The sequence below is a fragment of the Noviherbaspirillum sp. genome (assembly GCF_035944575.1).
Taxonomy (GTDB): Bacteria; Pseudomonadota; Gammaproteobacteria; order Burkholderiales; family Burkholderiaceae_D; genus Noviherbaspirillum.
This window is the reverse complement of the sequence record NZ_DASZBA010000154.1, coordinates 24,290-45,743: the sequence shown is the minus strand read 5'-3', so window position 1 is coordinate 45,743 and position 21,454 is coordinate 24,290. Positions and strand designations below refer to the sequence as shown.

Annotated in this window: 18 protein-coding genes; 11 read left to right on the top strand and 7 right to left on the bottom strand. The window is 59.3% G+C overall.

All coding sequences use genetic code 11. The features are described 5' to 3' along the window. Positions 1-85: 85 nt before the first annotated feature. Entirely contained in the window at positions 86-961 is an 876-nt protein-coding gene (locus VGU61_RS11200) for a ZIP family metal transporter (RefSeq protein ID WP_414691624.1), read from the bottom strand. Positions 962-1,324: 363 nt separating this feature from the next. Between VGU61_RS11200 and VGU61_RS11195 the strand changes: the two genes are divergently transcribed. Beyond that, positions 1,325-2,218 carry a manganese catalase family protein gene (locus tag VGU61_RS11195; protein WP_326859205.1) on the top strand — a complete coding sequence of 298 codons (894 nt, stop codon included), beginning with the start codon at positions 1,325-1,327 and terminating at the stop codon, positions 2,216-2,218. A 164-nt stretch (positions 2,219-2,382) separates the two neighbouring features. On the opposite strand, the gene VGU61_RS11190 is transcribed toward VGU61_RS11195, so the two are convergent. From VGU61_RS11190 to VGU61_RS11180, 3 genes are all read right to left on the bottom strand, one after another. Beyond that, positions 2,383-5,595 carry an amidohydrolase family protein gene (locus VGU61_RS11190; RefSeq protein WP_326859204.1) on the bottom strand — a complete coding sequence of 1,071 codons (3,213 nt, stop codon included), beginning with the start codon at positions 5,593-5,595 and terminating at the stop codon, positions 2,383-2,385. Positions 5,596-5,907: 312 nt separating this feature from the next. Beyond that, positions 5,908-6,762, bottom strand: coding sequence for a glycoside hydrolase family 16 protein (locus VGU61_RS11185; protein ID WP_326859203.1), 855 nt, complete (start codon positions 6,760-6,762; stop codon positions 5,908-5,910). A 134-nt stretch (positions 6,763-6,896) separates the two neighbouring features. Beyond that, positions 6,897-7,370 carry a hypothetical protein gene (locus tag VGU61_RS11180; protein WP_326859202.1) on the bottom strand — a complete coding sequence of 158 codons (474 nt, stop codon included), beginning with the start codon at positions 7,368-7,370 and terminating at the stop codon, positions 6,897-6,899. A gap of 132 nt (positions 7,371-7,502) precedes the next feature. Between VGU61_RS11180 and VGU61_RS11175 the strand changes: the two genes are divergently transcribed. From VGU61_RS11175 to VGU61_RS11150, 6 genes are all read left to right on the top strand, one after another. Continuing rightward, a complete protein-coding gene (locus tag VGU61_RS11175) occupies positions 7,503-8,798 on the top strand; it encodes an NAD(P)H-binding protein (protein ID WP_326859201.1) in 1,296 nt (431 codons plus the stop codon). Next, on the top strand, positions 8,798-9,262 hold the full coding sequence (locus tag VGU61_RS11170) for a DUF2269 domain-containing protein (RefSeq protein WP_326859200.1): 465 nt from the start codon (positions 8,798-8,800) through the stop codon (positions 9,260-9,262). The genes VGU61_RS11175 and VGU61_RS11170 overlap by 1 nt, the downstream gene beginning before the upstream one ends. Positions 9,263-9,347: 85 nt before the next feature. Then, a complete protein-coding gene (locus VGU61_RS11165) occupies positions 9,348-10,565 on the top strand; it encodes an MFS transporter (RefSeq protein ID WP_326859199.1) in 1,218 nt (405 codons plus the stop codon). A gap of 116 nt (positions 10,566-10,681) precedes the next feature. After that, positions 10,682-12,688, top strand: coding sequence for an acetoacetate--CoA ligase (locus tag VGU61_RS11160; RefSeq protein WP_326859198.1), 2,007 nt, complete (start codon positions 10,682-10,684; stop codon positions 12,686-12,688). 76 nt (positions 12,689-12,764) lie between these two features. Beyond that, positions 12,765-13,010, top strand: coding sequence for a hypothetical protein (locus tag VGU61_RS11155; protein ID WP_326859197.1), 246 nt, complete (start codon positions 12,765-12,767; stop codon positions 13,008-13,010). A 262-nt stretch (positions 13,011-13,272) separates the two neighbouring features. Beyond that, complete coding sequence (locus tag VGU61_RS11150) at positions 13,273-13,653, top strand: response regulator (RefSeq protein WP_326859196.1); 381 nt, start codon at positions 13,273-13,275, stop codon at positions 13,651-13,653. 40 nt (positions 13,654-13,693) lie between these two features. Here VGU61_RS11150 and VGU61_RS11145 read toward each other — a convergent pair whose 3' ends face one another. Further along, positions 13,694-14,179: a hypothetical protein gene (locus tag VGU61_RS11145; RefSeq protein WP_326859195.1), complete on the bottom strand. Its 486-nt coding sequence runs from the start codon at positions 14,177-14,179 to the stop codon at positions 13,694-13,696. A 187-nt stretch (positions 14,180-14,366) separates the two neighbouring features. On the opposite strand from VGU61_RS11145, the gene ybaL reads away from it, so the two are divergent. Further along, complete coding sequence (gene ybaL, locus VGU61_RS11140; protein ID WP_326859194.1) at positions 14,367-16,070, top strand: YbaL family putative K(+) efflux transporter; 1,704 nt, start codon at positions 14,367-14,369, stop codon at positions 16,068-16,070. Here ybaL and VGU61_RS11135 read toward each other — a convergent pair whose 3' ends face one another. Both VGU61_RS11135 and VGU61_RS11130 read right to left on the bottom strand, forming a co-directional pair. Then, complete coding sequence (locus VGU61_RS11135; protein ID WP_326859193.1) at positions 16,071-16,775, bottom strand: RES domain-containing protein; 705 nt, start codon at positions 16,773-16,775, stop codon at positions 16,071-16,073. After that, on the bottom strand, positions 16,772-17,209 hold the full coding sequence (locus tag VGU61_RS11130) for an antitoxin Xre/MbcA/ParS toxin-binding domain-containing protein (RefSeq protein WP_326859237.1): 438 nt from the start codon (positions 17,207-17,209) through the stop codon (positions 16,772-16,774). Before VGU61_RS11130 ends, VGU61_RS11135 begins: the two co-directional genes overlap by 4 nt. Positions 17,210-17,387: 178 nt before the next feature. On the opposite strand from VGU61_RS11130, the gene VGU61_RS11125 reads away from it, so the two are divergent. The 3 genes from VGU61_RS11125 (at position 17,388) to VGU61_RS11115 (ending at position 21,365) form a co-directional block, all read left to right on the top strand. Next, positions 17,388-18,221: a metal-dependent hydrolase gene (locus VGU61_RS11125; protein WP_326859192.1), complete on the top strand. Its 834-nt coding sequence runs from the start codon at positions 17,388-17,390 to the stop codon at positions 18,219-18,221. A gap of 87 nt (positions 18,222-18,308) precedes the next feature. Then, entirely contained in the window at positions 18,309-18,833 is a 525-nt protein-coding gene (locus VGU61_RS11120; protein WP_326859191.1) for a glycine zipper 2TM domain-containing protein, read from the top strand. Positions 18,834-18,965: 132 nt separating this feature from the next. After that, entirely contained in the window at positions 18,966-21,365 is a 2,400-nt protein-coding gene (locus tag VGU61_RS11115) for a penicillin-binding protein 1A (protein WP_414691623.1), read from the top strand. Positions 21,366-21,454: the final 89 nt, after the last annotated feature.

Below are 21,454 nucleotides of genomic sequence, written 5' to 3'. Positions count from 1 at the left end.
GTTCTGCATTGCAGAACCGCAATGCTGCCGATTTTGATTTCTTGGTTATATCGTGCCGAAGATCGAATGAAACGTTTATGTGCGCTTACAAGGCCGTGTCGAGCAGCATCATCAATACGAAACCGAGCATCAAACCGCAAGTGGCGAACGCTTCGTGCCCTTTGCGATGCGACTCAGGGATGATCTCGTGGCTGATGACGAACAACATGGCACCGGCGGCGATGGCGAGTCCCCATGGCAACAAGCCCGTCGACACACTGATCAGCGCCGCCCCGAACACAGCCGCAATTGGCTCGACCAGTCCCGAGGCCGCGCCGAGTCCCGCCGACGTCAGCCGTCCATAGCCGACACCGCGTAATGCAAGCGCGACCACAAGTCCTTCCGGCACATCCTGTATGGAGATGCCGGTGGCAAGCGAGCGCGCGGCATCCAAGTCTGGTCCAGCAAAGGCGACGCCGATTGCGAGGCCTTCAGGAAAATTGTGCAGGGCAATCGCCAGCACGAAAAGCCATGTTCGCTTGATGAGCCGTGCCTGCGGCCCTTCCACACCCTTGATGAAATGCTCGTGCGGAACGATCCGGTCGACCAGCAACAGGCAGGCCGCGCCGATCAGGATGCCAATGCCGACGATGCTGCTGGCAGCCCAGGAACCGTGCCCCTGTTCAGAAGCGGACTCCAGCGCCGGCAGAATCAGAGAAAACGCGCTTGCCGCCAGCATCACGCCGGCCCCGAAGCCCAGCATGGTGTCATACGCGCGCTGTGAAAAATTCTGCGACAGCAGGACCGGTACGGTGCCGAGAAAAGTTGCTGCGGCGGCCAATGCGCCGCCCTGAAGCGCTCCCGCGATCCGTGAATCGTAGGAGACGAAGTAGCGATGCGCGTTCACGAACACCAGGACAACCGCGCCGAGCATCAGCGCAACAATCACCCAGCGCTGCCATGGCATGGGCTTGAACTGCATTTGAAGGGTTTCGCTGTTGCTGTGCGAGCCGCTGTCGTTCATGGGACTTCCTGTCATGGCAATTCGGACCGTTTCGTATACGCGAAATCCATGCCTTGTCCTGCACGCCGTCGCCATCCTACTTTCCAGGGCGTATTGCAGGGCGCCGTTCGTGAAACCGGTGTAATTCTTACCTCAGAAACCGACCTCGCTACAAAACAGCTGTTCCACAATGCGGGTCCGGCGTCGGTTCCGGTCGGGCCGGGACCCACGGGAAGTGAATATTGGCGGTTTATCGCCAGCAGGCACACGCCTTGCGTTGCATAGGGTCCTTGAGTTGAATCAAACCATTCAATTTCAACAAGGCATCTATAGGAGAGCTTTATGTTTGTACATAACAAGCGATTGCAATACACGGTACGTGTAAGCGGATCCAATCCTGGACTGGCCAATCTCATGCTCGAGCAGTTCGGCGGTCCGCAAGGCGAACTGGCGGCGGCGATGCGTTATTTCACGCAAGCGGTTGCAGAGGATGATCCAGGCCGCAAGGACATGCTGTACGACATCGCAACCGAAGAACTCAGCCACCTCGAAGTCATCGGTTCGATCATCGCCATGCTGAACAAGGGCGCGAAGGGCCGGCTGGCGGAAGGCGTGGAGGAAGAGGCGGAGCTGTATCGCTCGATCAACGGCGCCGGGAATGACAGCCATGTTACACAGGTGCTTTACGGCGGCGGACCGGCGCTCATCAATTCGGGCGGGCAACTCTGGAATGCCGGGTATATCGATTCCATCGGCGAGCCGACCGCCGACCTGCGGTCAAATATTGCGGCCGAAGCACGGGCGAAGATTGTCTACGAGCGTCTGATCAACCTCACCGACGACCCGGGCGTGAAAGAAGCACTCGGCTTTCTGATGACCCGTGAAATCGCCCACCAGAAATCCTTCGAGAAGGCGCTGTACTCGATTGAATCGAATTTCCCGCCCGGTAAGCTGCAGGGCGACCCGCGCTTCACGAATGTGTATTTCAATATGTCGCAAGGCGATGGCGATCTTCGCGGCTCGTGGAACCAGGGCGACCAATGGCAGTTCGTGTCCAATCCGTCCGAGATCGCGGGCGTGGATGGCGGCAGCGGTGAAGCGTCGGTCAAGCTGACGACGGCCGAAATGGCGGTGGTCGAAAAGACCGCGATGCGTACCAAGTCGGACCCTACCGCCAACCCGCAGACGGGTGCGGAACTGGGAGCGCAGAATGCCCAGGTGATCGGGAAGAAGTAGGACGTTAACAAACTTCCTATACGCAAGAAGCGGCAAAAAGGGAACTAACCGTTTCCCTCTCAGGCGGACAGCATGCTGTCCGAATCACTGCTCCGCCCCCTCGAAGGGGGCGGAGCCCGACAATGATGTTGCGAACGCAGGTGGCTACTGATTACCCAGCCAGCTCAATGCGCATGTATCCCATGCCCGCAAGCCTCATGGTCCTTCGCACACATCTTCTTGTAGGCAAGGATGGCTTTCTTCCGTGCCGCCAGTGCCGCCCTGGTCTTGAAGGGCTCGACGATCTCGGCGATTGAATAGTTGAAGCCGTTTTTCATCACGTATTCAACATTTGCCGCCGCCTTCAGATCTTCCAGCGGATTGCCTCTTACCATGACGAGGTCCGCCAGCTTGCCCACCTCGATCGATCCGAGGTCCTTGTCCACCAGGCTCATCTTCGCCGCATTGATGGTCACCGTCTGCAGTGCCTCATGGTTATTCATTACCATGCCCGCCGCCCTCAGGTTCGTATGCAGCGCGATGCCCGGCGCCACCAGCGGCGAGTCGGTACCGTAGGCGAGCAGTCCACCGGCCCGCATTACCTTCGCCGATTGCTCGGCATCCCTGCGGATGGTCGCCATCTGGGTCGGCGTCGGGGCTTGTGCCGTTTGCAGACCGGTCACGAAGTTGGGCGGGACCAGCAGGAAACGGTCGCCGGCGATCAGGCCGGGGTCCTGCCCGACCAGTGCCGTTGACGAGAACAGCGTGTCGACCAGCCGGAAGTCACTCTTGGCATGAAGATCCACCGCATCCTGATAGGTGTAGCCCCCGACCGACTTCGACCAGCCGTAGCCCATGCGCTGTGTCGCCGACAAGTGGGTGGTTCCGCCCAGCCCGGTTGCCGATCCCGGCGACAGCATGTGCGTGCCGGTATGTACGCCCAGGTCGATCCCGCCCTGCGCAATCTTCACCATGATCGGAATCGGCGCACGAACATAGGACTTCATATAGTCCGTTCCCATCGCCTTGGCTTTCTCGATCTCCATGTCGGCGATCTCCGGCGTGCGCAGCGTGCGGGCGAAGTTATAGAAGAGTCGGTTGCCTTCCCATAGCGGCGGGGATACGAACAAGCGCGGACCGTTGAGGTTGCCTGCTTCGAGCGCTTCGCGCATCTCGATGCTTTGATGGAGCGGACCGGCGACTGACTGCGTCGACGTGATCCCATAGGAAAGCATGAGTGCCGCGATCTGGCCATACTGGCCACCCTGGTATAGCGTGAGGGGATGGATATGCGGATCCCACAGACCCGGCATCACCGTCATTCCGGTCGCATCGATATAGCGGTCGGCCGATCGCTCGGCACCTTCCTGATGCGGCCTTATCGCGGTGATGCGGTTTCCGGTGATGACGATATCCATATCCTGCTTCACCTGCGGACTGACACCGTCCCATACCGCGCCGGCGCGGATGATCGTCGTTCCCTGCGGAACGGCCTGGGTCCAGGGCAGGTTCACCGGTACCTCACGCGCACCGCCGCCATCGGCCTGTATGGTCTTCAGCTTGCCGGCGGATTTATACAGAATCGTTTGTGAATCGCCGCTCCATGAGGGCAGGTCGGCTACCTCGGTCGTGATGGCGCGGGCTGCACCTGCAGGAGATCCATCCGGATTGACCGGCATGACATGCAGCACCGAATCCATGATGAAGGCGACTGTCTTTCCGTCCGGGGACAGCGCGGCGGCACCCTCATCGCGTTCCGATATCTGCTGCGGGGGCGTGGCGACGGGGTAGAAGGTGGCTTGCTTGCTGCCGATTTCGATCACGCGCAGCTTGTTGTAGCCTTCACGGAAGCGGTTGTTGATGCGCTCATTGTCGACGAGCATGATCCTTGCACCGTCAGGTGTCCAAGACGGCGTACTGACCTGCGTACTCACCGAAGTAATAATTGTCTGCGCAGTTTTTGAAGCAACATCCCAAATTTCCAATTGCCCCGACAAAGTTGTATAAGCAATGCGGTCCCCTGTCGAAGACATTTTTGGCGTGACCATGGACTTTGCCGTGATCGATGCAAGCCTTGTCCTGCGTTTCGAATCGACATCAACCTGATCCACGGCCAGCGCGCCTGCATTTCCCTTTTCGGACGAGAAATACACTGCTTTGCCATCCGGCGTCCATTGCGGATTGCCGTCACGGTCCTTGTCATTGGTCAGCCGCACGGGTGCTTCACCGATGGTCATTACCCATACATCATTGAGTGCAACAAAAACGATACGTGTTCCGTCCGGTGAGAGAGCCGGGGCGCTGATGCCCATTGCCTGGCGCTGGCCGAGATCGTTGAAGCCGCGGTCGCGCGATCTTTCGAAAGTAGGCCGCTTGACGGTAATCGCTGCGGTGAACGGGACATCCTTCACGTTGGCGCCGCTGGCATCGCGTGTCCGTATTTTTCCGTCCGACGTATACAGCAGCTTGCCGCCGACCATCGAGCGTACGGGGAAAGGAAACAGATCCTCTCCCGTGACCGCTTCCCGCCCGCCGATGATCAGCGACCTGGCTGCATTCTGGTAAATCAGGTCGGTCCCGTTCTGCGCCCATGCGGGAAATGTTCCATCGCCGGCAAGAACCGGAGCGCCATTTCCTGATATGGGTGCCCTGTAAACCTTGCCGGTGTCGGCATACGCAACCTGCGTTCCGTCCGGGCTGACGACGGGATTGCTCTCCGCGCCTGGGCCTCTGGTCACCTGGGTAAGTGTGTTGTCCTCCATCGAGAGGCGCCAGATCTTGTACTGGCCGTCATTGCTTCTGTCAGATGCAAACACCAGCGATAGACCGTCGGGCGACCATGCAGGCTCGCGATCGTCGTGCGGCCCGGATGTCAGCGCGCGGACGTTCGCTCCGTTCGGCTCGATCATATAGAGGTGGTAGTTGCCGGTCGGCGCATAGTTCTGGAATACGATCACTTTGCCGTCGGGCGACCACACCGGGGCGGTCGGCTCAAGCTCCCAGCTGGTGATCCGTGTTGCATTGCCGCCCGCTGCCGGAATAACCCATAGCGCACCCTGCGCGGTGAACGCAATGTGCTGACCATCCGGCGAAGCCGTTGCGGCCATGTTGGTCCCTTCGCTGAAGGTGACAGTGACTTCTTTCGTCGGGCCGGTAAGTGTGTTCAGTTCCGGAACAGGTACGGCCTGGTGACTGCTGGCGACAACGGAGCTGCCCGCACTTGCCTGGCCTGTGTCGCGGCCGCCGCAGGCGCTCAGCAGGCCGGCGATTGCCAGGGCAAGCAGGCTGGATCGGGGTCGCAATCGCAAGGGGGAACGGAACGGGAAGGAGGAGCGGGAGGGGGAAAGCGTAAGGAATGTATTCGCGCGCTCGTGGGAGCGGTGATCATGCGTAGCCATGGGTGGTCTCCGGTCTGGTGTTGGGGATTTATTTTTTGATCCTCCTCAAATCCAGTATTGGACGACTGCCGGCTTTGTAAATGCGGGTGTGATTGCTCCTTGTCGAAAGTCAAAGCGTCATGGCGAGCACGACACGAACGCAACAGAATACGACGTGCCTGCTCCTGAATCTTCATCGAACCGATCCATCAGTTCGATCCTTCAGCGTGAATGCATCAACGAAGTGAATACATCATCACCGATACATCAATGCGTCCCGCCCTGGCCGGACGGGACGTGTTCCCTATAGGATTTCACGACATGGCGGGCGGCTTATCTGAACTGCCAGGCGCGCACGTAGCGGATGTCGAAGGAATTGCCGGGGCCGGTTGGCGTGCTCGCATCAGGTCTGCCTGCGGCACTGCCGTAGAGCAAGTCGAGCTTGATGTAGAGCGGATGGTCGATGTTGGCATTGACCGAGTAGACCTCGCGGCCGTCGAAGTAGAACGTCTGCTTGCCCGGTTCCCATTTCACGGCGTACTTGTGATAGTCCGCGGAAAGGTCGCCGAGTCCGAACAGGAGCGCGAATCCGGCACGATCGTTGGTATCGCGCCAGACCACCGGAGCGTAACCGGTCGGATGATAGTTGTCGTCCGACCAGCCGCTTGCCGAGCCGCCACCATATGCCTCCATGATGTCGATCTCGGGTTTCTGGCCGTTAATGTAGTTGAACAGCCAGAACGCCGGCCATGTGCCTTTTCCTATCGGCAGCTTGGCTTCCATCTCGAAGTAGCCGTAGCGCTGATAAAACTTTCCATTGGTATCGATGATGCGGTTGAAGAACTCGCCGTTCCTTCCGCGTGCAGGCCAGATTTTCAGCGAGCCGTCTTCGACTGCGAAGTTAGTTACTGCATTGCTGTAATTTTCATCGGCAGCTTCGTTCCAGACGCTGCTATTGAAACCGTTTTCAAATTCATCGGAGAAAGTAAGGGTGTATGCCGATGCATCTTGGCCAAACGGGCCAGCGGAGTCTGATGCAGCGGGGGCGGAACGCGAGGGTGAATTGGAAAACGGGGAAATGTTGGCAGCGCCGGAATTTCTTTCTTGAGCGGAAGCGTTTAGAACCGTTACCACGGCAGCACAACACAGGGATGCCTTGAAGACACGTTGAGCAATTGAAGTGGACAAAATATTTCCTTCAAGTCAGTTAATGGAACGATTCTGAATCTCCTTTTTTAAAATGGTTCAAAAATTAACTGACAGCATCTTCATGCAAAAATGCATGAAACATGCACGTGGAAATTCATTTCTTTTGCAGTGCACTATTTGTCTTGGTCAGCAGCGAGGTAACCGCGGATCGGCAAGGCGATACCGAGAGATGCATACACGAGGAAGAGAGAGCGCTTGGAAAGATGATGCTCGTATCCGGGACGAAGGCGACGCGGGGTCAGCTGGTAGTCGACGAAGCAGGCGAGGGCAGCGACCGCAAAGCCGCCGGCGACCGCCGGCGTCAGCGCCTTGTTTTCCGCATGCTCGCCAAACCATTTTTCGTAGACGACTGCCCATAAAGTCGATGCGCCGTGATGGATGGCGTAGCCCAGCAGTGTATGGCGGATGCTCGCCTCTTCATGGGCGAGCGCCCTGTCTCCCCATACCCAGTGGCTGATCGCGTTGGTCGGCGCAAGGGGCGCATCTGCTTCCTGCTCTCCGCAGGCGGACAGCATCACGGTCGATAATGCGCTGCCTGCACTGCCAGATATGGCGCCGTCACGCAAGGCTTGGGTCCATGACTTCATGCATACTCCTTGATCAGGTTGAATAAGCTCGAATGAACTCGCCCCATGGGCGATGGGTCGTACCGACATGCACTTTTGAATTCAGATGCGAACCGCAGGTGACGGTTCCCATGCCACGGAAAGGATCATCGATTGCTCATACTGCTGACCGGCGCCAGCGGTTTCATCGGACGGCACATCGCCGAAGCATTGGTATCGCGGCACCGGGTGATATGCGCCGTACGCAACCCCGGGGGCATCATCGATGAACGACTGCGCGGCAATGCCCTGCAGGCGGATTTCCTTCGCGATACCGATCCCGCCGTGTGGCTGCCGCGACTGAAGAGCGTCGACGTGGTCATCAATGCGGTCGGCATCATTCGCGAGCAGGGCGTGCAAACCTTCGATGCCCTGCATCGGCAGGCGCCGTGCGCCTTGTTCACAGCATGTGCGTCCGCCGGCGTGAAGCTGGTCATCCAGATATCCGCACTCGGCGCCGACGAACATGCGCGCAGCTGCTACCATCTCAGCAAGAAGGCCGCCGACGATTTTCTCGCCGGACTGCCGCTCGCCTCGGTGATCGTGCAGCCTTCGCTGGTGTTCGGTGCGGACGGCGCAAGCGCACGGCTGTTCGGGACGATGGCGGCACTCCCCTTGATTCCGTTGCCCGGCAATGGCGGTCAAATGATCCAGCCGGTGCACGTGGGTGATGTCGTTGCCGCCATCGGGGCGCTGGTCGATTGCCTGGCTTCGGAACAATCGCTTCCGACGGGAAGCCGTACGCTGCCGGTGGCCGGTCCGCAACCGATGACGCTGCGTACCTACCTGTCCACGCTGCGGACAACGATCGGTTTGGGCAGGGCGCGCTTTCTGCCGATGCCAATGCCCCTGGTTCGCATGGGAGCAAAACTGGGAAGCGCCTTGCCTGGTGGATTGCTCGATCCTGAAACGCTGCAGATGCTTGAACGCGGCAATACTGCCGATGCGTCGGCGATTCAGGAGATTCTTGGAAGGCCGCCGCGCAGTGCCGCCGAGTTCATCGGGCGTGAACAGGTACCATCGTTTCGCCTGCGTGCTCAGCTCGATTGGCTCCTGCCGATGCTCAGCGTCAGCATTGCCCTGGTATGGATCATCACCGGCATCGTCTCGCTCGGACTTTACCCGGTCGAAGAGAGCTATGCTCTTCTTGCGCGGGTCGGCATCACCGGCATGCTCGCGCCCGTCATGTTGTATGGCGCCGCATTGATGGATATCGGATTCGGCATCGCCACGCTGGTCATGCGCCGTCGCCGCCTATTGTGGCTGGCCCAGCTCGCGGCGATCCTGTTCTACACCGCCATCATCAGCTGGAGGCTGCCGGAATTCTGGTTGCATCCATACGGGCCGCTGTTGAAAAATCTGCCGATGCTCGCGGCCATCTGGATGCTGCTGCAACTTGAGGAGAAGTGATGGACTACGTCACCGTGAAATGGCTGCATATCCTGTCGTCGACCTTCCTGTTCGGCACCGGGCTGGGTTCCGCGTTCTACATGCTGTTCACCAGTCTAAGCAAGGATGTGCGCGCCACGGCTGTCGTAGTGCGCTACGTCGTGCTCGCCGACTGGCTGTTCACCACGCCGACCATCATCCTCCAGCCGCTGACCGGTTTCTACCTGATCCATCTTGCCGGCTTTCCAATGACGAGCAGCTGGATCGTCTGGTCCATCGTGCTGTATTTCGTCGCCGGCGCATGCTGGCTGCCGGTCGTGTGGATGCAGATCCGCATGCGCCGTTTTGCCCAGGAGGCAGTGGAGCGCAATGAGCCGCTGCCACCGATCTACTGGCGTTATCTGCGCATCTGGGTATTGCTTGGCATACCGGCGTTTTTTGCGCTGGTGATCGTGTTTTACCTGATGGTCGCCAAGCCGGCGTAGCGGTCCAAGCGGCAACGGCGGAATTTGGCTAGAGTGACGGGTATGCACCAATGTCCCCGCCAAGAAATGAAAGCCCGGTTACCTGATGACGCCCCCTGAAGCAGCCATTACCGAGCCGCTGCCAACGATTCCGACCGCCGCCGTTCCGCTCCTTTCGCTTGCCGCGTTCGCCAGCGGGATTTCCCTCCGGGTATGCGATCCGCAGCTGCCGCTGTTTGCGCGCGAGTTCGGCGTCTCGCTGGGCAACGCGTCGCTGGTCATCACTTTTTTCTCGGTGGCTTACGGATTGTCCCAGCTCTTCTTCGGGCCGGTCGGAGATCGTTACGGCAAGTACTTCATCGTCGCATGCGGCAGCGCGGCATGCGCCGTGACTGCGACCTTGTGCGCATTGGCGCCGAGCTTTCCGATGCTGCTGCTCGCGCGGTTGATGGCGGGCGCGACAGCGGCTTCAATCATTCCATTGGCGATGGCATGGATCGGCGATGTCGTTCCTTACCAGCGGCGGCAGCCGGTTCTCGCCCGCTTCCTCATCGGTCAGATTCTTGGCCTTGCAACAGGGGTGCTCGTCGGCGGGGCGGCGGCGGACCGCATGAACTGGCGCATGCCGTTCTTCGGCGTGGCGGTTGTCTTCATCGTGGTAGCGCTTTCCCTGCTTTGGCTGAACCGCCGCCTCCCGGCCCATGCACGCATCTCGCGTCGTGAACAGGCTTTCAGCCTGAAGCGCATGGCCTCCGAATTCGGGCAGGTGCTGGCACTGCCCTGGGCCCGCACGCTGCTGCTGGCGGTTTTCCTGGAAGGCGCGTTCCTGTACGGCGCCTTCGCCTTCATTGCATCGCATATGCATGTGCGCTTCGATTTGTCGCTGACGGCAGCCGGCGGATTGGTGATGTTGTTCGGACTCGGCGGCTTTCTGTTTGCGATGCTGTCCGCGACGCTGGTCAGGCGACTCGGCGAGCGCGGCCTCGCCTTGTGGGGCGGCCTGTTCATTACAGCGGCGCTGACGGTGATCGGCGTCGCGCCTGCCTGGTGGTGGGGAGTGCCCGGATGCCTGTTCGCCGGCGTCGGCTTTTACATGCTGCACAATACCTTGCAAACCAATGCAACCCAGATGGCGCCCGAGCGGCGCGGTGCGGCTGTTTCGGCATTTGCGTGCTGCTTTTTTCTCGGGCAGTCGGCGGGTGTCGGCGCAGCGGGGTTGCTTGTCGGCGCGATGGGCACGGCGGCGGTGATGCTGAGCGGGGCAGTAGGGATATTGATCCTGTCGGTACGGATGAGCCGACGACTGCCGGCGCGCAGTGCCTGAAGTTCAAGCGCCTCCTTCCTTGCAGGGAGAACGTGTCTTGCGCAGTAAATTGATATGTCATGAATAGACCAAGAAATTGGGTGGTACCAGATACGAAAACCAACGGAGACGAAAACATGAGCCCCACACCGCAACTACTCTGGACTCCAAGCCCCGAACGCATTGCGCAAAGCCGGATCCACGATTACATCAAATGGCTTGGACGCGAACACAATCTCGCGCTTGCCGACTATCACGCCTTGTGGCAATGGTCGGTGGATGACCTGTCCGCCTTCTGGACATCCATCTGGCGTTATTTCGATATCCGTCATTCCGCGCCATATACCCGCGTACTGGATGAAGAAAAAATGCCCGGCGCGAAATGGTTCGAAGGAGCGCGCCTGAATTTCGCCGAGCAGCTTTTCCGTTTTCATCTGGACGATCTGGACAGGGCTGCAATCGTCTCGCAATCCGAGCTGCGTCCACTGACCGAGATGTCGTGGCGCGAATTGCGGCGCCAGATTGCATCCGTGGCCCACGCGTTGCGCGGCATGGGCGTTGGTCCGGGCGACAGGGTGGTCGCGTACCTTCCGAACGTCCCTGAAACCGTCGTCGCGTTCTACGCCTGTGCAAGTATCGGTGCGATCTGGTCGAGCTGTTCGCCCGATATGGGCACGGCCAGCGTGGTGGACCGGTTCGGGCAGATCGCACCGAAGGTACTGATTGCGGTTGACGGCTACCGTTATGGCGGCAAGGATTTCGACCGGCGCGATGTGCTGGCAACGCTGATCAAGTCGCTCCCTACACTGGAGCACGTCGTCTCCCTGCCTTACCTGAACCCGGACAGCCCGGTTGCCGGTGCACACGACTGGCAATCCCTGCTGGGCCATGACCTGGACCCGGTTTTCGAACAGCTTCCCTTCGACCATCCGCTGTGGGTGGTCTACTCGTCGGGCACCACCGGCATGCCGAAGCCCATCGTGCACGGACAGGGCGGCACGTTGCTGGAAAGCCTGAAGGGGCACGGCCTGCAAAACGACATCGGCGAATCCGACCGCTTCCTCTGGTTCTCGACCACCGGCTGGATCATGTGGAACAGCCAGGTGACCGGATTGCTGGTCGGCGCGACCATCTGCATCTACGACGGAAACCCTGGGTACCCCGATCTCGGCACCCTCTGGAAATTCGCCGACGCCGCGAAGCTCACCGTCTTCGGTGCCGGCGCCGCGTACTATGCCAATTGTATGAAAGCGGGCATCGAACCGGCGAAACTTGCCGATGTCAGCCGCCTCAGGACCATTGGCTCGACCGGCTCGCCGCTGCCGGCGGAAGCATTCTCCTGGATATATGAGCAGCTCGGGCAAAACATCCTGCTCGCGTCGATCAGCGGCGGGACCGACATTGCAGCGTCATTCGTCGGCGGCTGCCCCACCTTGCCGCTGTATGCGGGCGAAATGCAGTGCCGCGGCCTCGGCATCGCGGTGTACGCGATGGATGATCAAGGCCGGCCGCTGACCGATGAAGTCGGCGAGCTGGTCGTCACCAAGCCGATGCCATCGATGCCGCTGTACTTCTGGAACGATCCGGACGGGAAGCGTTACCACGAAAGCTACTTCGACACCTATCCCGGCTGGTGGCGCCACGGCGACTGGCTGCGCATCACGCCGCGCGGCGGTGCGGTGATTTACGGCCGCTCCGATACCACCATCAACCGTTACGGCATCCGCATGGGCACCAGCGAGATCTACCGCGTGGTGGAAAGCCTGCCCGAAGTGCTCGACAGCCTCGTGGTCGATCTCGAATATCTCGGCCGCGAATCCTATATGCCACTCTTCGTCGTACTGCGCCCCGGCGTCGTTCTGGACGACGGACTCGTAAAGCGCATCAATGACAGCATCCGCAGCGCGCTATCGGCACGCCATGTCCCCAACGACGTGTTTGCGGTAGGGGAGGTGCCGCGCACGCTCACCGGCAAGAAGATGGAATTGCCGGTCAAGAAGCTGCTGCTGGGCATGGCGGTCGAGCAGGTGGCCAATCCGGATGCGATGGCCAACCCCGGAAGCCTGACTTATTTCATCGACTTCGCCCGGCGGCGCAGCGCCGGCGCGGCTGCACGCAACGCGTCCGAGGAAACATCAGGCTGAGCGGGGTCAATGCCCGCCGGCGGTACGACGCTACCATGGCGGGACACCTTAACGACACCTTATACAGGAGCGCAGCATGAATGATGGACAGGATTGGCATACCGAGTCGTACAAGGGCATGGACGTGCATGTCACCGCACTGCCACGCGCCGACGGAAGCTGGGACTTTAGCGTTCGCATCGCCCAGCCCGGCGAAGATGCGGGGAGTGCCAGCGAACTGTCGGACCGTTCGGGCGACGATGGAGACTATCCGTCAGAAGAAGCTGCCGTTGAAGCGGGATTCGTGAAAGGCTATTCCATGGTTGACGAGTTGCTGGCATAGAAACGGAAGTGGCACCAACCCGAATTCATCAAAAAACACAGGACATTGATAAAAATCAGCCGTTTCCGAAAATCAAACAAAAGTGTCTTGTCGTTGTTACGGAATCGGGCGAAAATTGCGCCTCGTGAAAGCAGATTTTTCCATGTGGAAATTAAAGCCTGCGTAGTTAAGTGGAAAACGTACCGTTAGTCTGCGGTCATCTCGGCATTCCGATGCCGGCATTTTGCAGCCACATGCCGATTGTTCAATCGAAATCCTGTCAATGACCACTAGTTCGTCAAATTCATCGTTTCATATTCTCGTCGTCGAAGACGACAAAAGTACCCAGGAAATGCTCTGCCAGATGCTTGGTCTGCTCGGCCACCATCCTCATTGCGTAAGCAGTGCGGAAGAGGCGGACGAACCGCTCAAGACCCGGCATTTTGACATTCTGTTTGCGGATATCCAGTTGCCCGGCATGTCCGGCATCGATTTCGCAGAAATCGCCGTGAAAACCACACCGGGCATCAAGGTGATCTTCGCCTCCGGTTTCAATTACCTGGTTACCGACAAGACCAGTTTCAAATTTACCTTGCTGCCCAAGCCTTACGGATTGGATCAATTGCAGAATGCGATCGAGGCGGTCTGTCCGCCGGTCATGTAAAAAGCAGCATGACAAGGTAAGGTGGGTTGCCGGCACCCGGCTACCTGCCGATCAGCCGTGACCACCAGCTTTTTTTCCTGTGACCCGGATCGGGAGGCCGTGGCGTCTTCATAAGCTCACCCTGTTCCGGTTCGGAAGAGGCTTCAACCTGTTTGTCGTACTCGAGAAAAAGCACTTTGCTTTCCAGTACCTTGATCACGCTGTCCTTGTCGGCGAGCCTGGCCCGCAATTCATTGGTGACCTGATCCTTTACGCGCCGCAATTCCGCTTCCAGCGCAAGCGCGCGTTCCAGCGAGCGGTTTTTTTCTTCGAGTAACGCGATCTGTATCTTGTCGCGCGACGGTTCGTCGCCTTCCGCTTCCTGGTGAAGGCGTCCATAAGCCCGGAGCAATTCGGAAGTGTCGATCTTCGTCTCGCCTTCGGGCGAAACAGTTTTGCTCAAACGTCCGCGTTCGATGTCGCGGTAAATGGTAGTGCGATTCTTGCGGACAAGCTTTGCCGCTTCGCTGATGGTGACTAGCGCCATGGTTGTAAGTTGTAATTTGCCATCCGGATCGGTTGTCAGTTAGACCATCTGGGCAATACCAGTTCCATTGCCGGGTTTCCAAGGGAAGTCAGGGGTACGTCGGCTGTTAAAATCTGTCCCTTTTAACTTTCCGGCAATTCCGCTTTATCGCCGCCTGTGTTGATATCAGAAAGGAAACTCCGACCGAATGCCCCATAACATCACCCTGATCACCACCATTGCCGCTGCTCTAGGTTTCGGCCTCGTCTTCGGCATGGTCGCTGTTCGCCTGAAGCTGCCGGCTCTGGTCGGCTATCTTGCCGCAGGTATCGCAATTGGCCCGGCCACGCCGGGGTTCGTCGCGGACGTGGAGCTGGCGGCACAGCTTGCTGAAATAGGGGTCATGTTATTGATGTTCGGCGTCGGTCTGCATTTTTCGCTCAAGGATCTTCTCGAAGTAAAAGGAATCGCTTTGCCCGGCGCGATGATCCAGATCATCGTCGCCACCGGCCTCGGCATGGGGCTTTCCCAGCTATGGGGTTGGCCCATCGGTGCCGGACTGGTGTTCGGATTGGCGCTGTCGGTTGCCAGCACGGTGGTCCTGCTGCGTGCACTCGAGGGCAGGGGGCTGCTGGAGTCCGTCAATGGCCGCATCGCTGTCGGCTGGCTGGTTGTCGAAGATCTTGTCACGGTATTGGTGCTGGTGCTGTTGCCACCGCTGGCGGAATGGCTCAAGGGCGAAGGCGCAGGACACGGAGCGCCGCTCTGGCAGACGCTGGCCATTACCTTCGGCCAGGTGGCGGCATTCATCGGTTTCATGCTGGTAGTCGGGCGCAGGCTGTTTCCCTGGATGCTCTGGCAGGTGGCGCGCACCGGATCGCGTGAGCTGTTTACGCTGTGCGTGATCGCTGCCGCGGTCGGCATCGCCTATGGTTCATCCGAACTGTTCGGCGTGTCGTTCGCACTGGGCGCTTTCTTCGCCGGCATGGTGATGCGCGAGTCGGAACTCAGCCATCGCGCGGCGGAAGAATCGCTGCCGCTGCGTGATGCGTTTTCGGTGCTGTTCTTTGTCTCCGTCGGCATGCTGTTCGATCCGGCGGTGCTGGTCCAGATGCCGATGCAGGTGCTGGCTGTCGTGGCGATCGTGATTTTCGGCAAGTCGCTTGCCGCCTTCCTGCTGGTGATCATCCTGCGCTATCCGGTAAATACGGCGCTTACGGTCTCCGCCAGCCTTGCCCAGATCGGGGAATTTTCCTTCATCCTGGCCGCGCTTGGCGTGTCGCTCGGTCTGCTGTCGACCGAAGGACAGAGTCTCATTCTCGCCGGCGCGATCATCTCCATCGCAGCCAATCCGCTGATTTTCAAGGCGATCGATCCATTGCAGGCCTGGCTGCGCGCCCGCTCTCCGCTGGCAGGCAAGTTCGAGCGGGGCACCGATCCATTGTCCGAACTGCCATTCACCGTCGACCAAAGCAAGCTTACAGGGCAAATCGTGCTGGTCGGCTACGGACGGGTCGGGCGGCGTATCGCAGCGGCGCTGGCCCAATGCGGTGTCGACTACGTGGTGGTTGAACAGAACCGTGACATCGTCGAGCACCTGCGCAAGGAAGGCGTGCCCGCCGTGGCGGGCAATGCAGCCGAACCGGCCGTGCTGATCCAGGCGCATATCGCACGGGCACGCATGCTGGTGATCGCGACACCCGAAACCTTTCAGGTACGCAAGATGATCGAGATCGCCCGTGCGCTCAATCCATCAATCGAGAACGTGGTGCGTACGCACAGTGAAGAGGAGGCGCGCCTGCTTAATAAGGAAAGCGCCGGCAAGGTCTTCATCGGTGAGCATGAACTTGCGCTCAACATGACGCGACATGTGCTGACGACGCTCGGCAGGGAAAGTCAGGTCGATTCCTGACTAACGCCGTAATGGCCGGACCTCGGGTTTGGGTGTGCCTGACCAGATCAGGTCGTATGCGATGCCGCGCCGCACGTTGCCGACCAGGGCAGGGCGGAAACATGCGAGATTGGTGCCGCCCGGGCGCCGCACGCTGGGATAGATGATCCCGAGCGATCCCTCTTCCAGCAGTTGCACCGCAAGTTGCTGTGACGCGATATAACTGTTCGGGTCCAGGCAGGGCAGGAATGCGTTCGAGCCGCGCAGGTCATGAAATTCACTGGTGAAATCGGCGAGCAGGGTCTGATAAGTCACGCAATCGTCAAAGCGGTCGATTTCCTGGTACTCGACCGTCTTGTGGAAAATGACTTCGGCCAGCGCGGTTTCGATTTCGAAGGCGCAGTACCATGCGCCGCGGTCGCCGTTATTGAACCGGCTTCCTTCAGGACGGGGATAAGTGAATGCGGCATTGATGATGCGAAAGTTCGGCACCCCGAACACCAGTTCGTCGATGCCGATTCCCGGCAATCCGCCATGCTCGCCGAGCAAACGTTCATTGGTGGCGTTGTCCAGATCGAACAGGTCGCGCAGATGGTCTGCATTCTCGGAAAGCGGCGCAAGGACCGAATCCTCGGTATCGACGAAACGCGACGGAATCAGGCGGCAGGTGTCGAACTGGCGGAGTAGCGTAATCGCGGGTTGATCAGGCAGGAAGGCCGAGGTCATAAACCGCCGCGCCGCGCATCGAGCAGTTTGCGCACGGTTTGCATTGCAATCAGGCCTCCCGCCTGCATATAGGCCAAAGGTGTACGGCCGGCGAAGATGACGTTTTTATTGGGTAGAGTGACCCATTCATCCGCCAGTTTTTTGCCATAGATGATATGCAGTGCCTTGTAGATGCCGATCAGATAGGAAATGCGCGTGATTCGGTCTACCTCGAGCAACCGGTCCGGATTTTTTTTCCATTCGTAGAAGGCGCTGCTGGATAGGCCGCCCAGCAATTCGCGGGCATCTTCATCGCGAAGCTTCCATGCTTCGGCCAGTTTGAAGAATCCCTTTAGTGCGGATTTGGAGAGCCGTTCTCTTTCCGATTTGTCATTGAGATCGACAAAGACCGCCGGTTCGAAGCGGCTGCGGGGATAAGCAAAGGCAAGGTTCATTTCAAGATTCTCCTTTTGTGGAGATTTTATACTCCATATCCGGAAAAGCAAGAAAATAGCGAATATATTGGAAAATCGAATGCACAATGGTGGAGAGACTCTAATTTGACGGCATGTATTTACACCTCCGGTTCATTGGTTTATCGTTAATGAAACACTGTTCAGATGGAGCTTTTGAATGACCACCCTCGTAGTACGCCGGCTGTTGATTGACTTGGAGACTCCTTTCGCGCGCCATTGGTGTGGTGGCGATGCATTCCGCACGGCACTATTCAACGCGTTATCCATGAGTTTTCCGGTAGGCGAACAATTCTTCATCGACTCGGTACGAAATGGCTTCAAGGCGTTGCCGCCTGAAAAGCAGGAACGTTTCGCAGCTGAAGTTCAGGGATTCATCGGGCAGGAAGCAACCCACCGGCGCATACACAGCCTGTTCAATACGCATCTGGAAAAGCAGGGTTTGAAGAATGAATGGGGGCCGCGTGCGCAAGCCCGCCTGAAACTGATGGAAGGCGTCGATTCACGTCACTGGCTGGCAATTACCGCCGCAAATGAACACTTCACCGCCATCCTCGCCGAATGGATGCTGCGCCATCATGATTTGCTCGACGGATGCGAGCCTCGGCTCAAAACCATGTGGTTGTGGCACAGCGCCGAGGAATCGGAGCATAAAAGCACCGCATTCGATCTGTACCAGGCATTAGGCGGCAATCATGAATGGCGGATCAAATGGTTCAAGCGAATCACGCTGGTATTTCTTGGGGATACGATCCGGCAGACGGTAAAGAACCTCAAGGATGACGGTACGCTATGGCAATGGCGCACATGGAGAAGCGCAGCCACCTATCTGTTTGGCCGTCGCGGCCTGATCCGCCAGACATTCCAGCCGTGGCGCGACTACATCCGGCCGGATTTCCATCCGAACCAGCATGAAAGCGAGTTGTCACAGCGCTGGCTGACCGACAATGCGCTTGAATATTCACAAGTCGGCGGCGCGCAGCCCGCAAGATGAAACAACTTGTTGCAATCTTTACCGAATGACAGTGGCTTGCCCGTCTCCCAGCGCGTTTAATAAGCTCAATCGTCAATGGGAGCTGTCATGAAACAATCCAAAACCATCCTGTCCGCCGTGGTGCTCGTAAGCCTCGCCCTCAGCGGATGTGCAACACCCAACTACTCCAGCGTGCCGGTCTCGCAGTACCCGCAGCAGGCCTATCCGCAACAAACATACCCTCAGCAAACCTATCCACAGCAGACTTACCCCAGCCGGCCGAGCGCAAGCACGGTCGGCATCGTCGATTCCATCTATATGAACCAGGCCGAAGCCGGCAATAACGGTGGAGTCGGGGTTGGCGCGGTGGTCGGTGGCGTAGTGGGCGGATTGCTGGGCAATCAGGTCGGCGGTGGTACCGGCAGGAAAGCGGCTACCGTTGCCGGCGCGGTCGGTGGCGCAGTGGTGGGGCATCAGATGGAACAGCGCAATAACACCGGTTCCCGCAATACCTACCAGATCGGCGTGCGTCTCGACAATGGCGCCTACCGCACCATCGTGCAGGACAATGTCGCGGACCTGCAAGTCGGCAGCCGCGTTCGCATCGAAAACGACCGCGCCTATCGCTATTAAACGGCCGTACTTCGGCGGCGCGGCGCAATGCCGGCATCGAATCCCGAATGCCGCAAGCCGCCGCGCCGCGCCGACTGCTAAAGTCGCCCTGTCGCGGCAACGTCACAGGAAATCGCAGTGCGCGTAAATAAACTGATCTCGAATTACCTCACCCGCTGGTCCACGCTGTCGGTCGGCCGGCGTATTCTGCATGGGGTGCTCGCCCTTGGCGCTGTCTTCGGTATTGCCATTGCCGCGTTGCTGGCGTATGCGCTCATCGGACTGGCGCCGACCCTGCCGTCGGTCGATGCATTGGCTGACTACCGTCCGAAGGAGCCGCTGCGCGTCTACACCGCCGATAACGTACTGATCGGCGAATTCGGCGATGAACGCCGCGAATTCGTAGCCATCGCCGATATTCCGAAATCGATGCAGCAGGCGGTTATCGCCATCGAGGACGACCGGTTCTATGAACATGGCGGAGTCGATCTGGTCGGTATCGTACGCGCCGGCATCGCCAATCTGCGCAGCGCCCGGTCACAGGGCGCATCCACCATCACGATGCAGGTGGCACGCACCTTCTTCCTCACCCGGAAAAAGACCTATACCCGCAAGCTGCAGGAAATCATGCTCGCCTATCGCATCGAGCAGAAGCTGACGAAGGACCAGATCCTGGAGCTGTACATGAACCAGATCTACCTGGGCAACCGATCCTATGGGTTCGGCACGGCGGCACGCGTGTACTTCGGCAAGACGCTGGACCAGCTGACCGTGGCCGAAACCGCGATGCTTGCCGGTCTGCCGCAGGCGCCGGGCGCCGCCAATCCGGTCGTCAATCCGAAGCGCGCCAAACAACGGCAACGGCAGGTGCTCAAGCGCATGCGGGATCTCGGCTACATCACCGAAGCGCAGCATGCGAAGGCAAGCGAGGAACCGATCAAGGTGGTCCCCAGCGGAAAGCGCTTCGGCACCTATGCGGAACACGCCGCCGAACTGGTGCGCCAACTGATGTTCGCGCAGTACAAGGAGGAAACCTATACCCGCGGCATCTCGGTCTATACGACGCTGACGAAGGCGGACCAGGATGCTGCTTATGAAGCCGTGCGTCGAGGCGTGCTCGACTATGACAGGCGCCATGGCTATCGGGGACCGGAGGCCTTCGTCGATTTGCCCGGCGATGCCGAAGAGCGGCAGCAGGTAATCGACGAGACGCTGCTCCAGCATCCCGACAGCGATGATCTGCGTTCCGCGGTCGTATTGTCGGCGACGCCCAAGCAGGTGAGGGCGGCGATGCTGTCCGGCGAGGAAATCACGATAACCGGAGAAGGTTTGCGCTTCGCCGCATCTGCATTGGCGGCGAAGGCGCGCGACAAGATCCGGCTTCGTCCCGGCTCGATCATCCGGATCGTGCAGGATTCAAAGGAAAAATGGTCCATCACCCAACTGCCTGAAGTCGCCGCTGCATTCGTGGCGCTTGATGCCCAGGACGGTGCTTTCCGCGCCATGGTCGGTGGATTCGATTTCGGCATCAACCAATTCGACCACGTCACGCAGGCATGGCGGCAGCCGGGATCGACCTTCAAGCCGTTCATTTATTCGGCAGCGCTGGAGAAGGGGCTGTCGCCGTCCACCATGATCAACGATGCACCGCTGGCGATCGAAAGCAATAACGGATCGCCGGCCTGGGAGCCGCAGAACGACGACGGCAGCTTCGATGGTCCGGTCACGATGCGCACCGGCCTGACGCGCTCGAAGAACCTCGTCTCCATCCGCATCCTGCAAACCATCACGCCGCAATATGCGCTCGACTACATCACCCGTTTCGGCTTCGACGCCGAACGGCATCCCGGCAACCTGACCATGACGCTCGGGACCGGTGCGGTCACGCCGTTGCAGATGGCCGGCGCGTACACCGCCTTCGCCAACGGCGGCTATCTGACGTCGCCTTACCTGATCAGCAAGGTCGTCGACGCGCGCGGCAATCTGCTTTCCGAGGCGGTGCCGGTGCGCGCAGGCGATCAGGCGGCCCGCGTTCTCGATCCGCGCAACGCCTTCGTGGTCGACAGCATGCTGCGCGACGTGGTCAGGTCGGGCACCGCCTACTCCGCCAGTCAGAAGCTGCGCAGGAATGACTTGGCAGGAAAAACCGGCACCACCAACGACGCGCTCGATGGTTGGTTCGCCGGTTACGGCGGCAACATCGTCGCGGTTGCGTGGATGGGGTTCGATAATCCGCGTTCGCTGGGGAATCGCGAATTCGGCAGCACGCTGGCGCTGCCGATCTGGATCAATTACATGCGTACCGCGCTGCGCGGGAAACCCGAGGTACAAATGCCGGTGCCGGCCGGCTTGGTTCAGGCGAATGGCGACTGGATGTACCAGGAATATCTGAAAGCAAATGCGGTGGAGTCGGTGGGCATCGAGAGGCCGAAGGGTTTCTGGGAACGCCTTTTCGGCGGTTCACCGATCTTCGGCAATCCGCCTCCGCCGCCGTCGCGGGAGGATGAAGAGGAGAAGAAGCGGATGCAGGAAATCTATGGGTACGGCGGCTGAGGCGCGCCCATTACTTCGCTCAAGGCAGAACGTTTTGGCGATTTTCGGATCTGAAGAAAGTTTGTCGATGCTCGCAGAATGAGCAACGA